This window comes from uncultured Ruegeria sp., from assembly GCF_947497005.1.
GTDB lineage: Bacteria > Pseudomonadota > Alphaproteobacteria > Rhodobacterales > Rhodobacteraceae > Ruegeria.
On record NZ_CANMFF010000032.1, the window covers coordinates 18,131 to 32,427 of the forward strand.

12 protein-coding genes and 1 pseudogene are annotated in these 14,297 nt (G+C 57.3%); 8 read left to right on the forward strand and 5 right to left on the reverse strand.

What is annotated here, in order from left to right; translation table 11 throughout:
* The first annotated feature begins 1 nt into the window (after nucleotide 1).
* The 4 genes from cbiM to Q0816_RS24570 are packed head-to-tail and all read left to right on the forward strand — an operon-like array spanning nucleotide 2 to nucleotide 2,611.
* On the forward strand, nucleotides 2-613 hold the full coding sequence (gene cbiM, locus Q0816_RS24555) for a cobalt transporter CbiM (RefSeq protein WP_298855636.1): 612 nt from the start codon (nucleotides 2-4) through the stop codon (nucleotides 611-613).
* Nucleotides 610-1,185 (forward strand): cobalt ABC transporter permease, encoded by a 576-nt coding sequence (locus Q0816_RS24560; protein WP_298855638.1) that lies wholly within the window; start codon nucleotides 610-612, stop codon nucleotides 1,183-1,185. The genes cbiM and Q0816_RS24560 overlap by 4 nt, the downstream gene beginning before the upstream one ends.
* Nucleotides 1,185-1,964, forward strand: coding sequence for a cobalt ECF transporter T component CbiQ (gene cbiQ, locus Q0816_RS24565; RefSeq protein ID WP_298855640.1), 780 nt, complete (start codon nucleotides 1,185-1,187; stop codon nucleotides 1,962-1,964). Before Q0816_RS24560 ends, cbiQ begins: the two co-directional genes overlap by 1 nt.
* Nucleotides 1,961-2,611 (forward strand): energy-coupling factor ABC transporter ATP-binding protein, encoded by a 651-nt coding sequence (locus Q0816_RS24570; RefSeq protein WP_298855642.1) that lies wholly within the window; start codon nucleotides 1,961-1,963, stop codon nucleotides 2,609-2,611. The genes cbiQ and Q0816_RS24570 overlap by 4 nt, the downstream gene beginning before the upstream one ends.
* A gap of 108 nt (nucleotides 2,612-2,719) precedes the next feature.
* Here the strand turns inward: Q0816_RS24570 and Q0816_RS24575 are convergent, their stop codons facing one another.
* The 5 genes and pseudogenes from Q0816_RS24575 to Q0816_RS24595 form a co-directional block, all read right to left on the reverse strand.
* Nucleotides 2,720-2,935: a hypothetical protein gene (locus Q0816_RS24575; protein WP_298855644.1), complete on the reverse strand. Its 216-nt coding sequence runs from the start codon at nucleotides 2,933-2,935 to the stop codon at nucleotides 2,720-2,722.
* A 76-nt stretch (nucleotides 2,936-3,011) separates the two neighbouring features.
* Nucleotides 3,012-4,010 carry a hypothetical protein gene (locus tag Q0816_RS24580; RefSeq protein WP_298855646.1) on the reverse strand — a complete coding sequence of 333 codons (999 nt, stop codon included), beginning with the start codon at nucleotides 4,008-4,010 and terminating at the stop codon, nucleotides 3,012-3,014.
* The gene (locus Q0816_RS24585) at nucleotides 4,003-7,716 is read right to left on the reverse strand and encodes a hypothetical protein (protein WP_298855648.1); all 3,714 of its coding nucleotides are present in this window, start codon (nucleotides 7,714-7,716) and stop codon (nucleotides 4,003-4,005) included. The genes Q0816_RS24580 and Q0816_RS24585 overlap by 8 nt, the downstream gene beginning before the upstream one ends.
* Before the next feature lie 363 nt (nucleotides 7,717-8,079).
* Nucleotides 8,080-8,931 carry a Rossmann-like and DUF2520 domain-containing protein gene (locus Q0816_RS24590; protein WP_298855650.1) on the reverse strand — a complete coding sequence of 284 codons (852 nt, stop codon included), beginning with the start codon at nucleotides 8,929-8,931 and terminating at the stop codon, nucleotides 8,080-8,082.
* A gap of 26 nt (nucleotides 8,932-8,957) precedes the next feature.
* A pseudogene (locus Q0816_RS24595) lies at nucleotides 8,958-9,554 on the reverse strand (LuxR C-terminal-related transcriptional regulator).
* A gap of 253 nt (nucleotides 9,555-9,807) precedes the next feature.
* On the opposite strand from Q0816_RS24595, the gene Q0816_RS24600 reads away from it, so the two are divergent.
* Genes Q0816_RS24600 through Q0816_RS24615 form a run of 4 tightly spaced genes read left to right on the forward strand, consistent with a single transcriptional unit; the run spans nucleotide 9,808 to nucleotide 14,119 of the window.
* Nucleotides 9,808-11,049, forward strand: coding sequence for an aminotransferase class V-fold PLP-dependent enzyme (locus Q0816_RS24600; protein ID WP_298855652.1), 1,242 nt, complete (start codon nucleotides 9,808-9,810; stop codon nucleotides 11,047-11,049).
* Nucleotides 11,050-11,064: 15 nt separating this feature from the next.
* Nucleotides 11,065-12,264 (forward strand): malate--CoA ligase subunit beta, encoded by a 1,200-nt coding sequence (locus Q0816_RS24605; protein ID WP_298855654.1) that lies wholly within the window; start codon nucleotides 11,065-11,067, stop codon nucleotides 12,262-12,264.
* On the forward strand, nucleotides 12,261-13,148 hold the full coding sequence (sucD, locus tag Q0816_RS24610; RefSeq protein ID WP_298855657.1) for a succinate--CoA ligase subunit alpha: 888 nt from the start codon (nucleotides 12,261-12,263) through the stop codon (nucleotides 13,146-13,148). Before Q0816_RS24605 ends, sucD begins: the two co-directional genes overlap by 4 nt.
* Complete coding sequence (locus Q0816_RS24615; protein ID WP_298855659.1) at nucleotides 13,148-14,119, forward strand: D-glycerate dehydrogenase; 972 nt, start codon at nucleotides 13,148-13,150, stop codon at nucleotides 14,117-14,119. The genes sucD and Q0816_RS24615 overlap by 1 nt, the downstream gene beginning before the upstream one ends.
* The last annotated feature ends 178 nt before the right edge of the window (nucleotides 14,120-14,297 follow it).

Genomic DNA, 14,297 nt, shown 5'->3' on the forward strand with positions numbered 1-14,297 from the left:
AATGCACATCGTCGACGGAGCTCTTTCCAACCCGGTCGTGATCGGCGGCGCTGTCGCCGCGGCAAGTGGAATTGCCCTGGGTCTCAGATCGCTGGATATTGATCGTCTCCCCACTGCCGGGGTGCTGTCTGCCAGTTTCTTCGTGGCGTCGTTGATCCACGTGCCCATTGGACCGTCGTCGATACATTTGATCCTTAATGGCATGGCCGGACTACTGCTTGGCTGGGCAGCATTCCCGGCTTTGTTCGTCGGGCTTTTGCTTCAGGCGGTCTTCTTCGGATTTGGCGGGTTGACGGTGTTGGGGATCAACACCGTCAATATCGCCTTACCTGCCGTGGTGGCCAGTGTGCTCTTTGGCCGCCTGATCGCACGCGGAACACCCCTGCAAGGTGCGATTTGGGGGGGCGTTGGCGGTGCCTTTGCAATTGCCGCCACAACCGGCATGGTGGCGGTTTCGCTGGCTCTGTCCGGAGATGAATTCCTGCCTGCAGCCAAGCTTGTTTTCTTTACGCATATACCCGTCATGGCCATCGAAGCGGTTTTGACCGGGTTCGCGGTTTTGCTGGCCCGCAAGGTCAAGCCCGAGCTGTTTGTCAAAGGAGTGACCACATGAAGCATCTGGTTCTCATCCTGGCGCTGTGCTGTGCGCCTTTGCCTGCCTTGGCGCATAAAGTCATTGCTGGTGTATTTAAGTCCGGTGATGCCATCGAAGGCGAGATCGGGTTTTCCAATGGCGATATGGCAAGCGAGACCGAGGTCATTGTCACTGGCCCGAATGGGGCAGAACTGGGTCGTGTTGTCACTGATACGGACGGTTTTTTTGTCTACACGCCAAATTCAGCCATTGCGCATACGTTCTCTGCCGACCTCGGTGCCGGGCATGTGGCCCAAGTCACTATGTCCACAGAAAATGTCGCGCAGATTTTGGGCGAAGCGGCATCTGAAACGTTAAAATCTTCCCCGGATGTTAAGGTTCAGGCAACGGGCTCAGTGGCTTCGCTCAGCCACGAAGAGCAGCAGGTTATTGCCAAGGCAGTGCGTGACGAATTGCGACCCCTTCGGCGCGAGATTGCGGCTTATCGCGAACGCAATGACCTGCAGACCATTCTTGGCGGTATCGGTTACATCGTCGGTTTGTTTGGTTTGGGCTTCTACATGGCGGCCCGCCGCAAATTGGCTGCCTGATGGCACATATACTGGGGCAACAGGATAAAACACTGGCCGAGGCCGGTGGCAGGCCTGAAGGTCTGATCAGCCCGCTGGATCCCCGGATGCGGATCGTCATGGCAGTTGTTTTTGCGGTTGTGACCGTTGCGCTGTCATCACTCACCGCGCTTTGCGCGGCGCTGGCGGTGTCTCTTTCGCTTCTTACGCTGTCGCGCCTGCCGTGGCGCAAGACGTTGAAACGAATGGCCATGATGGATGGGTTCATCCTGTTCATGCTGGTCTTGTTGCCCTTTTCCATGCCCGGAGACCCGATTTTTACGCTTTGGGGTTTTCCGGCAAGCTGGCAGGGTTTCTGGAAAGCGGTCGAGATTGCCTTGACCGCCAATGCCGTCATCCTGTCCCTGATGGTGTTGGTTGGCACGATGGAGCCGGTCACGCTGGGCCACGCGTTGCATCGCCTGCACTGCCCAGAAAAACTGGTTTACCTGCTTATGTTCACCATTCGTTATATCGAGGTTTTGCGGGAAGAATATTTGCGCCTGCGCGCCGCGATGAAGGTGCGCGGATTCCGACCGACAACAAACTGGCACACTTATCGCAGCTTCGGCTACCTTGTAGGCATGATGCTTGTGCGTGCGATCGAAAGGTCAGAACGCATTCTAGGCGCGATGAAGTGCCGGGGGTTTACCGGGCGCATGTTGCTGCTTCAGGACTTCGCACTGACCCGCAGAGACATCGCATTTGTTGCTGGTTTAGGTGTTCTTTGCACGGGCTTGATCATTCTGGAATTCGCATGACTCTGATCGCGCTTGAAAACATCTGCTTTTCCTACCCCGGTCAGGCACCTGTCCTCGACGGGGCCAGCTTAAGCCTGAACGCCGGTCAACGCCTGTCCCTGACGGGACCGAATGGTGCGGGAAAGTCGACGCTCTTGCGCATTACGCTTGGGTTGCAGCGCCCAGATTCTGGTGGTGTCACTGTTTTTGGTCAACAACGGATTGAAGAGGCAGATTTCTACGAGGTACGGCGCCGGGTGGGGCTTGTGTTTCAGGATCCGGACGATCAGCTGTTCTGCCCGACCGTCGCCGAAGATATCGCCTTTGGTCCGCTCAATCTGGGCAAGACACGCGACGATGCGCTCTCCATCGTCGAAAAAGTGCTGGGCGATCTGGATCTGATGCATTTAAAAAACCGCATCACCCACAAATTGTCAGGCGGTGAAAAACGGCTGGTGACGCTTGCGACAGTTCTAGCGATGGAACCCGAAGCGCTTTTGCTGGACGAACCGACCAATGCGCTGGATACGAAAAACGAGGCACGCCTTCTGGAAATCTTGCGCGCGTTGCCACAAGCAATCTTGCTTGTCAGTCATTCACCAACGTTCCGCGCGGAACTGGCACCAAATGAACTGGACCTTCGAGACGGAAAGTTAGTTCCTGTCTGACCTGTTTCAGTGTCATTCCTACAGGGTATTTTGTCGGGGCTTAAGTTCACCGACATGGCCAAGTCATGCCAAAAGGGTGATGTCAAAGGGCGCTCAGCATAAAAAGTTTCAGTTCTGACGCTTACGGCTCATCAGCCCATATTTGATGGCCCATGACCGAAAGGACCGACGCCTGCGCCTGTCCTGCTTCACCGGTTGTCTTGATTGGGCCCCACCTTTTCGGTTGAACTCAAACACATCGATAATGCGTTCGGCGCAGCCGCAGGCTTCGCCCATGCCGACTTTGGCAAAATAGAACTTCTCGAAACGCTCTGGGTTTTGCATGGCTGCCCTCCTGATTGCATAGAACCCCATGAACTGGGTGCTGCCAAATCACTTTATCGCGTCTCGCACAGCTTCGTTACGGTGCTGCGAACTCGCTTCCCGTCCAGACATTGTCCAGTTGATTGAAGACCGGCGAGGTGATGAGCATCTCAGCAGGGTAAAGCAGCTGCAGTTCTTCGGCGAACCGCGTAACGCCCGGCACAAGCCCCGTGATGTTGCGCCATTCAGCCCAGGTTCCGGGCTCGGACAGGCTGGTAGGGTTGCCAGGATCTGCGACCTGATGCCAACCGGCTGCATTCAGCAGCGGCGTGAGCGCAAAGCGCGCATCGTTGCTGTCGACTTCGGTGCAGGCTGCGGCATCACATTCCCAGCTTGTCCAATCCGCAGCTGCAATAGTTCCGGCAATCGGGGCCGCGGCGTCGATCACACGCGCCAAAACCTCGAACCCGCCACCCGCGGTCGGACGACTGAGCGAAAGGGGATCAGTGGCCACCGCGTGCAAAGCTGCAGTTGGGGCTAGACTGAGGGTTCGGCCGATCAGGGCCAACTGCGCTGTGCCGTCTGTTACAGGCCCAGACCCCGCAGCTGGAAGTGCCCTGACGGGGGTCAAAATCGGAACCGCCCCGCCACGGATGTTGATTTCTTGCAGCGCATTGTCGAAGGCCGGAATAAAGTCGCTGCGGATCGTGAATGTAAGCGGGAAGCTGGGCTGTTGTGGTCCGGCAGGACGTGCACCGTCGCGGGTGATGAACGACATTGGCGGTACCGCACCGGGCTGTGGCAGCGAAATCTGCGGCCCCGCAATGCCCAAAGCGGCTGCGATCATGCGCGAGCGCTGCTCGGCCTCACCATACTCGCTGAGCAGATTAATATAGCCGCCGATCTCGGTGATGTTGCGCGGTGCAGGGATGCGGGACGGGGCAATGTCACCTGCAATGGCGAGCCTGTGGGCAATCACCTCTCGGGCGCGCTGGATCGCCGGAGAATTTGTAGATTCGAGGATATTGATAATGGCCTCAGCAAGGTTTTCATCAATTCCAGGCTCGGGGGTCACATTTGTGCTCGTGTCACTCATTGTCGTCCTCCGCAGGGGCGCTCAGGCCATTGAGGAAATCCAGAACCGATTGGCTGCCGGTTTTGGTTGCGCTGCCGTCATCCGCATCTGCGTTCGCTTTGGTAAAGGCCCCAAAGAGCTTGGCCAGAAGCAGCGTGTTGGAAGGATTGGTCAAAGCAGCAGCACCGCCAGGGAAATCCTTGAACAGGTTTTGCGTAAAGGCCGCCTGAGTTCCATCCGCCTGACCACCGATCAGTGCAGATACACCCGAAGCGTTCTTGGCGACATCCTCAAACCCCTTGATCTTGGCGGCATTGGCTGCATCCGTCTTTTTCTTTTCGGCAGCTTCCTTCTTGGCCTCTTCCTCTTTGCGGGCCGCAGCGATCTCTTGCCCTTTGCCCGCAAGCTCTGTGGCTTTGCCGACAAGCTCTTTCGTCAGATCCGTCGCTGTGTCGATGGCCTTGTCCCGACCAGCAGCAACCGATTGCGTTTCAAGGGCCAGTTGGGCTTGCAGCTCTTTCAACCCAGTCAGATCGGTTCCCGCCCGCGCAAGATCAGGCGCGGCCTTGAGGATTTCAGCCAGTTGCGATGTGGGCACAGCCTGTCCGGTGCCAATGTCACCCCCGGCGATAGTCAGCGTGTTCGAAGGTTGATTGCTCGGCAGGTCTGATGGTGCACGGGTGCCAAAGATTGCATCGCTGTCAGCTGGCAAGACCGGCGCGTCACCCACTGGCGGTGGCGTCGGGCTGTCCTGCCAGTTCCAGAAGCGGCGATGGTCGATCATCTCGCAGGAATTGCAGCGACCCAGAACGGCCTCGCCCAGCAGACCTCTGGTTGGCAGCGAGATCGTGCGGCGTGGTGGTCGGAAATCTTCCCGATGGAAGGCCAACAGACTGTCCTGAATGTCGCCGGTCCGCATCTCCATCCGGTCGGCCAGATCGGGCGGGATCGAGAAGGGCATGATCATCGCATTGCCATAGAACCCCAGTACCTTATTCTGGACTGTGCTGAGCAGCGATATCTCGCTTGAGGCGTCATCCAACCCACCGTCCGGCACGCCAATCGTAAAGCGTTCCAGCAGGATCGCGCGTTCTTCGTCCGTCATACTGGCCCAGATCACGCGGGAATAGCGTACCGTGTCGGCGACGATGTGCTGGTACATTTCTTCAATTCGCCGCAGATCACGGCGTGACAGCACATCCGGCACTTCCCGCACGGAATAGGGCAGGGTGGCAGGCATGGCCTGAAACGTATTGTCGTCAACGATGGTTTGGGCGTCTTCGTTCATGCGCGCCTCAAACTCGCTGACCATCGGCGCGCCGACCAGATCGTCAAAGCTCGACCCGGAAATCGTCGTATGCAGGCTGCGGTTGATGTTGCGTGTGGCGCGGTCCAGATCATCCGCATCCTCCAGGTTCGAGATATGCTCCCAGATGTTGAAGATGTTGATCGGGTCAGGACCGGTATAAAATGAATAGGCAAACGAACCCGTCCGTCTGCGCAGCTCAACACGGGCTATATCCGAGCGTTCAACCGAACGAGGCAGCGCCACGGACCCAGTATAGGTCCGCCGTTTCGTCGGGTCACGCCGCGCGTCAGCCAACCGAACCAGCAGGTTTTCGCGCGTTTCAGCAGGCAGGTCATGCAGGTTATCGATATCAATAGGTGATCCGGTCAGGGGCACTGGCCCGACGCGGTCGCCATCCTGCGTGAAAATCACGGCAGAAATATCATCATTGGGCATGAAAGTGCCTTGCGCCTCGAAACTGACGATGTCCTGCGCGACACCAGGTGCGTTCTGCGGCGTCGCGTCCTTGTCTGCATAAAATTCTTCCAACAGATTCAGCGCCGTGCGGAATCTGCGGCGGTTTCGAAATACGCGACGGAACACTTCTGCATGGCGCAGGATCACCTTGTATCGGCTCAGCAATCCGGATCTGGTGACATTCCCTGGCAACTGGTCGCCTTGCCCCAAACGGCGAAAGCGGATGAGCTGCATGGGAACGAAGACGACCAACTGAACGCCTTCGATGCGCGTTTCCATGGAAAAATCACGCAGGACTTCAAACCACTGCATGGTCATAGCGTGGCAGTGGTTGCGGTTGGCCACGAATTTGGTGGTCGACGTCCGCCGATCACTTGCCGTGGCCGTGCGAACGCTGGTTCGGGCAGAGCTGCGCTTGACCGAAGCGGCCCGTTCAAGCGCCGCCGAGAATGTTTCATGCGTATCCGACAGAAAATCGCGTGACGTATTCTGTGTATTAGACGAACTGCCGGAAGAATTTGAGCTGGAGCGCGCTCCGCTGAATCCGACCCCGCCGACAATGGCCCCGATGCCGCCGAACAGGCCACCGCCAATACCACCGGCGCCGCCAAAGCTTTTCGTAGACGCCTTGGTCGAGAAAGAGGATGTGCCCCGGATCACCTCGTCCAACGCAGATTCGAAGGTGCTGTTGAAAGATGTATCGCGCGCTTCCTCGAAATCCTGTTGTTCCTCGAAGGTCAGGCTTTCGCGTTCCCGCACGCTCAGGGTTTCCCGCTGTTCTGACACGACGATCCGTTGTTCCTCGCCTGGGGCAAGCGGCAGGGAATAGACCAGCCGCCCCAACGACATGCCGGCGTGAACGGCGGTCGAGCGCATCTTGGCGATATAGCCAAGCGCAAGGCTGGAGGCTTTCGGTACATCCTGCGGGCGCACTTCAAGATCTTCGTAAAAATCTTCGACATCAATGGGTTCGTCAATCGGTATACGATCACGAAAATCCCAGTCGCCTCCGTCATTGTTGAAAGCGGCCAGCAGCGTTTCGGCAGAAAGGTTGGCCTGCGCAAAGGTTCCGCCCGGAATTGTAGTGATAAAACGATTGCCGCCAACTGGACGGGTCCTCACGATATTCTTGGGCCCGACAAGCGGGTCAATCAGCCGATAGAGAACCGAATAACGCCGCCGCGAAACCGTGCCACCTTCGGTCCGGTATTCCGAGGCGCAATCTCCTTCACCCAGCACAATAGGGGCTTGCGTGCCCGTGAAATCGGATATGTTCTCCTCTGCATCCTCAGGATCGACCGGTAAAATATCGGCAAGCTCTCCCAGGATGGAGCGCTGCAAAGGGAGGACAGTGCGCTCCAGCACTACAAGACCAAGTTCGCCGTCCAATGCATCAACACGCGGCACGGCCTCGGTCAGGGTGGTGTTCTGTCCGCGAATCCGCAATCTCAGCCCGTTTTGCGGAAGGCGCAGGTTAGGCAGGTCAAGCGAGAAGAGGCCCCGAGCATCCGTAACAGCCGCTTTGACTGCCCAAGAAAAATCCGCATTGTCGATGCCTTCACTGGCAGTAAACGTCGGACGCAGTGCTTCAACGATGACCCTTTCGGCAGGCGTACCGTCAGGATTGATCAGCTCTCCGCGCAGTTTCGGGGCGAGGGTCGGGACGACAGCGCCCAGAAAACCTCCGGCCAGATCCTCGCGAATTGTAGCGAGCTGACGAAAGACCGCACCCGTCGCCTGCACCCGTCGATCGACCAGGTCGTTGATCACTTCGGCGGACAGTTCGATACCAACACCGCGGCGCAACGCCTTGAGTTTGTCCGCTTCAATACGCCTGATATCATCAGCGCTTTCAGCAGCGATACCGGCAGTTCCGGCGATTTCCGCCGAGATCGTGGGATTTGGTCGAGAGGTCGGAATGGACAGCGTTATGCGCGGGGGCTCACTGCTGGAGTCGGACATGAAGTCACCTCTTTAGAAAGCGCTGTAAAAACTGAGTGCGTGGAAAAGGTCGGATCTCAAAAGTTGACCTAACGTAACATGAATGAAGGATTCGCGGAAGCAGCGCCCGGGAAAGCCACTCTCCTACAAGCGTCGCGGACGCATTCTTTAGGGAAGAACCCACCTAGGCGGCCGGCGCGCCGTCAGACCAAAGTGCAGACCATTTGCCGGGAACAGAGCAGGCTCAGATGTTGATCATACCGAGTGCTAAAGCCGTCAGGCAGAGGTAAAACCGACCCAAATGAGTTTCTGAAGTCATGCGGGAAATCGCCGATGTAGATTCTGTTCGAATGCGTCCAATTCTGACGCTTTGGATCAGAATCTTTACGTCTGTCGCGTAGATCCGCATACCTTAAGCTTTCGCGCCAGTGTACTCAATTGTATGTAAATTTCGCCAGCAGCCGGATGCCACGCTGCCACATCAGTACCCTGTCTCGTTACAACCTCTTCGTCTCCTCTGGCCGCTGGCCCGGTCAGCGCATCTTGTGGGCCGAGAAGGTCGATGTTTTCGACTGTGCTGTTTAACAGACCCGCGTTGAGTTTGCGGGCAATTTCGTCCGCCACACCAGCTTCTGCCCAAGCTTCGCGGGCGATGGCTTGCAAGACAACGGTGAAATTGTTCGATATCACAGCGGCTGCATGATACAGGCTTTTGTTTTCAGACCGGATGGGAAAACACTTAGCGCCCAGTTTCTCCAGGAGTGGCTGAATAAACGCCGTGGCCATTTCGTCGCCTTCTAACCCACAAAGCGCTTCTTTGAACTGTTCGGCGGCGGCCTGAGGATCAGCGAAGGACATGACAGGATGAACGCTGGCCAGATGCCAATTCAGGCTTCGCAACGGCTCCAGTTGCTGAGCAGGAAGGTAGCCGCTGCAATGGAACGCGACCTGCGGCTCTCCGGGTGGTTCCCGATCCACCCAGATTTTTTTAAGCCCGTGTGCCACAGCAGAGATTTGCGTGTCAGGAACTGAAATGATCCAAAGATCGGCAGGCCGCATATCGGCGTAACCGCTTGCTACGCGTCCGGCGCTGGACAGTTTGACGGCTTCATGCGCCGATTGAGAGGATGTGCTCAGAACATCCTGAATCGAACAGCTATCTATTGTATCTAGAAGGCTGATCAGAGTTTTTCCAACCCGCCCGGCACCAACGACGTTTATTCTGATCTCAGACATGTCCAGCCTTCCTCGTTGTTCTCGGCCTAGTCCCCGATCCGTCGGGACGAATAGAAATATGCGATGGCCTGCGTTCTGTTTTTGACACTCAGCTTTTCATAGATATTGGACAGGTGAAACTTGACGGTGTTCGTGGATATCTGAAGTTCCCTGGACAGATCCCGGTTGGACATCCCCTACGCCAGAGCCTCCAGAATGGCGCGTTCCTTGCGCGAGAGACTCTGAATCGGATCTTGCCGCATTTTCCGAACATCGACGAACGGAAACACCTTTTTACCCGCGGCCACTTCGGCGCAGGTTTCCAGAAGGCCTTCGACCTCACCCGAGCGCGCGGCAAACCCAGCCGCGCCTGCTTGCATAGCCAATCGCGGAACATCTCCCAAGCTATCGCCATAGACAACAAAGCGCGGTGCATTGGCCTGATCGAGCAGCACATCGATCAATTTGGCAGCGCCCAGAACCGGAAGTGCCCAATCCACCACACCGACCTGAACGGGAACCCGCATCACTGTTCCCAGAAACCCTTCGGCCGTCGCCGATGTGGCAACCAAAGAGAATCGGAGATCGCGTTCGAATATTTCCGACATCGCTGACAGAACCAGTGGATTGCTGCCAGCAAGCATAATGTCGATGGATTTGCCCGGTGCCTCAATCATATGATTTTGCCCAGATTTTGCGAAATACTACCCATAAGAAGGGGTGAATCTTTAGTATACATTTGTATTTTTGCCAATATGAGTAGGTATGACCCTATACTATTAGCCGTCCTAAAGCAGTAGTAAGTTACGTTGCGCTATACGGCAAGCTCGCGTTTTCTAATCGGTATCTTATCACATCAGGCCGCTATGCCCGGCCAACAGCCGAGGATGTCAGGCCATGACTTTTCAGATTTTCCCTCCGCTCGAAATTCTCGAGACCCTTGCCGCAGGGCCGGGACCGGGCAACACGGATGCCCGTGTCTTGAAGGCTTTCGCAAGTGCTGGTGTTGCTGATCACATGCAGGGTGACGTCCTCAGGGGCATGATCGAATGCAAACATATGTTGCGGAAAATCTGGGGCACTCAAAACGCCTATACCTTTGCCGTCGCGGGCACCGGATGGAGCGCCCTGGACACTATGTTCTCGGCCGTTATGCCCGGTGACACGGTTGTCGCCTTCACCAACGGCACATTCTCGGGGATCGACGCGCTGACCCTGCGGATCAAGGCGGCAACGCCTGAAGAACACGCGGCCAACCCACTTGACCCGCAAGCTGCCAGCGTCACTGTGGTCGAAGTTCCACACGGCCAACCGGTGACTGCTGAACTCGTGGAAGCCTCTCTTGCCCGGCACAAGCCTAAATGGGCCTTTATGGCGCATTGGGAAACTGGTTCGGGCAGGGTGAACGACCTGAGTGGCTTTTCGGACGCTTGCCAACGTCACGGCGCTATGGGTCTGATCGACGCTGTTTCGTCCCTTGGCGTCGACGAGTTTTCGATTGACGATTATCCGGGTGTGGCGGGTTGGGCGTCCTGCCCGCAGAAAGGCCTGTGCTGCCTGCCGCTGACCTATGCCCCTGTCAGTTTTACCAAAGCCTATATCGAGACGCTGAAATCGACCGGTGCTTATACCTACGTGCACAACCCAATCTTTGAAGCGCGCCATTGGGGCATCGTCGATGGGCAGGACGTGGAAAAGGGCACCTATCATCGGACCCATTCGGGTTATGCGGTGGCCGCTTTCCATGAGTCTTTGCGCCTGACCCTTCGGGAAGGTCTGACCAAGCGATCCATGTCATATAGAACCCATGAAAAGGTCCTGCGGGACGCCGTGACCGAGATGGGGTGCGAGGTTACCTCGGACATGCCCAGCCTGATCGTGCTCAACTTGCCCCCCGAACTCGCTGACCGCGAGATGGAACTGGTGCAGAACTGCCGCGCCCGTGGGTTTGGTATCTGGCCGACGCTCAGTGAACCGGTGCAGGTACGAATCGGCATCCTCAATCAATTGAACCGCGAGGCCGTCAGCCGGATCGTGCGCCTGTTCGCCGATGCCATTCGTGAGCTGGGCGGTGAGGTCGATCACGACGCAATCGAAGCCCTGCTGGAAAGCCGCTACGGCACTTCAATCGCTGCATAAACAGGAGTGCATCAGATGGATATCCACGAATACCAGGCGAAAGAAGTCCTTTCGAATTTCGGCGTCGAGGTGCCTGCGGGCGCGTTGGCTTACAGCCCGGAACAGGCGGCCTACCGGGCGCGTGAACTGGGTGGTGGCAAATGGATCGTCAAGGCACAGGTCCATGCGGGCGGGCGCGGCAAGGCCGGCGGGGTCAAGCTGTGCAACACCGAAAATGAAATCTACAAGGCCTGCGATGACCTGTTCGGTCGTAAGCTGGTCACACATCAGACAGGCCCTGAAGGCAAAGGCATCTATCGTGTCTATGTCGAAGCCGCCGTGCCGATTGATCGTGAGATTTACCTTGGCTTTGTTCTGGACCGATCCAGCCAGCGGGTGATGATCGTCGCCTCGTCAGAAGGCGGGATGGAGATTGAGGACATCTCGGCTGACCGCCCCGACAGCATCGTTCGGTCCATCGTGGAACCTGCGGTCGGGCTTCAGGAATTCCAGGCGCGTGAAATTGCCTTCAAGCTTGGGCTTGAACCCAAGCTGACCCAGCAAATGGTACGTACGCTACAAGGGTGTTATGCCGCGTTCAGCGACTTGGACGCCACTATGGTCGAGATCAATCCGTTGGTCATCACCGGCGACGATCGGGTGCTGGCACTGGATGCCAAGATGAGCTTTGACGACAACGCCCTGTTCCGTCACCCCCAGATCGCCGAACTGCGTGACAAAAGCCAGGAAGACCCGCGCGAAAGCCGCGCGGCGGACCGTGGACTGTCTTATGTCGGACTGGACGGCAACATCGGCTGCATCGTCAATGGCGCTGGTTTGGCAATGGCCACGATGGACACGATCAAACTGGCCGGGGGCGAGCCTGCCAACTTCCTGGACATCGGCGGCGGCGCGTCACCAGAGCGTGTCGCCAAGGCGTTCCGGCTGGTTCTGTCGGATGACAACGTACAAGCAATCCTTGTCAATATCTTCGCCGGTATCAACCGCTGCGACTGGGTGGCTGAAGGTGTCGTTCAGGCATTGAAGGAACTTGACCTTGATCTCCCGGTCGTCGTTCGGCTGGCTGGAACGAATGTCGAAGAAGGCCAGAAAATACTTGCCAAATCCGGGCTGCCCGTCATCCGCGCCACAACGCTGATGGAAGCCGCAGAACGCGCCGTGGGCGCATGGAAAAACGACCTTACTCAAGGTACCAAGATGAGGGCTGTGCAATGAGCATTCTTCTCGATCGTGACTCGCGTGTCATCGTACAAGGCATCACCGGCCGTATGGCGCGGTTCCATACCAAGGACATGCTGAAATACGGCACAAATGTTGTGGGTGGCGTTGTGCCCGGAAAGGGCGGCGAAACCGTCGAAGGCGTTCCGGTCTTCGACACAGTCAAGCAAGCCGTTGAGGCAACCGGCGCGGATGCCAGCCTTGTGTTCGTGCCCCCGCCCTTTGCCGCCGATTCAATCATGGAGGCCGCAGATGCAGGTATTCGCTATTGCGTGTGTATCACTGATGGCATCCCGGCGCAGGATATGATCCGGGTGAAGCGGTACATGTACCGCTATCCCAAGGACAAACGCATGGTTCTGACCGGGCCAAACTGCGCGGGCACAATCTCGCCCGGCAAAGCGCTGCTGGGCATTATGCCAGGACATATCTATCTGCCGGGTCATGTTGGGATCATCGGCCGCTCGGGGACTCTGGGATATGAAGCAGCGGCCCAGTTGAAAGAGCGCGGGATCGGAGTCTCAACCAGCGTCGGGATCGGAGGCGACCCAATAAACGGATCGTCCTTCAAAGATATCTTGCAGCGGTTTGAAAAAGATGAAGACACCCATGCCATTGCCATGATTGGTGAAATCGGCGGGCCGCAGGAAGCTGAAGCCGCCGAGTACATCCGCGACCACATAACCAAACCTGTGATTGCCTATGTCGCGGGCCTGACAGCTCCGAAAGGCCGCACCATGGGGCACGCAGGTGCAATCATCTCGGCCTTCGGCGAAAGCGCCAGCGAAAAGGTCGAAATCCTGTCCGCCGCCGGTGTAACCGTCGCCGAAAACCCCGCCGTGATCGGTGAAACCATTGCTCGTGCGATGGAGGCTGCGTGATGGTCAAACCTTCGGTTCTTGTGACCCGTCGTTGGCCTGCCGCCGTCGAGGTGCAGTTGGCCGAGAACTACAACGCTGTACTGAACACCGGGGACAAACCCATGTCTCCGGCTGAAATCCGGCATGCGTTGAAGTCTTATGACGCAGTGCTTCCTACGGTAACAGATACACTGAGCGCCGAAGCACTGGATGTGCCGGGTGCGCAGACGAAAATCCTTGCCAATTACGGTGTCGGGTACAGCCACATCTGCGAGCCTTCAGCCCGCGAGCTGGGTATGACCGTAACCAACACGCCCGATGTTCTGTCGGAATGCACAGCCGATATCGCCATGACCTTATTGCTGATGGTGGCGCGCCGCGCAAGTGAGGGCGAACGCGAACTGCGATCCGGCAACTGGGCAGGATGGCGGCCTACACATCTGGTTGGCACCAAGGTCAGCGGTAAGACACTGGGCATCATCGGCTATGGCCGCATCGGTCAGGAAATGGCCCGCCGCGCTCATCACGGGTTTGGCATGGATGTACTGGTCTATAACCGCAGCGCTGTGTCACCCGATGTTCTCGCCCGTTGCGATGCGAGACAGGTGGACACTATCGACGAACTGCTACCGCATTGTGATTTCGTCTCTTTGCACTGCCCCGGTGGTACAGCCAACCGGCACCTAATCAATTCGCGCAGGCTGAGCCTGATGAAGCCTGACGCATTCTTGATCAACACCGCACGTGGTGAAGTGATCGATGAATGGGCGCTGATTCAAGCTTTGATGTTCGATATGATCGGCGGTGCTGCACTGGACGTATTCGATGGTGAACCGCATGTCAGCCCGGATCTGTTGCAATGCGACAACCTTGTAATGCTGCCTCATCTGGGCAGCGCGACACGCGAAGCACGCGAGGCGATGGGGTTCCGGGTTCTCGACAACCTGAGCGATTTTTTCGAAGGCCGCGAACCTCGGGACCGAGTGATCTGAGGCCATTTTGCAGCACCACATATTGACTGCCAATGCAGCCGTGGCTGCGTTGAGACCCCTTTGAAGGAGATTTGACCCGTGAATGCCCCACACCGTTCAGACGGATTTTTCACCCAGTCTTTGTCGGACCGTGATCCCGAGCTGTTCGGCTCGATCACCTCCGAGCTGGGCCGTCAGC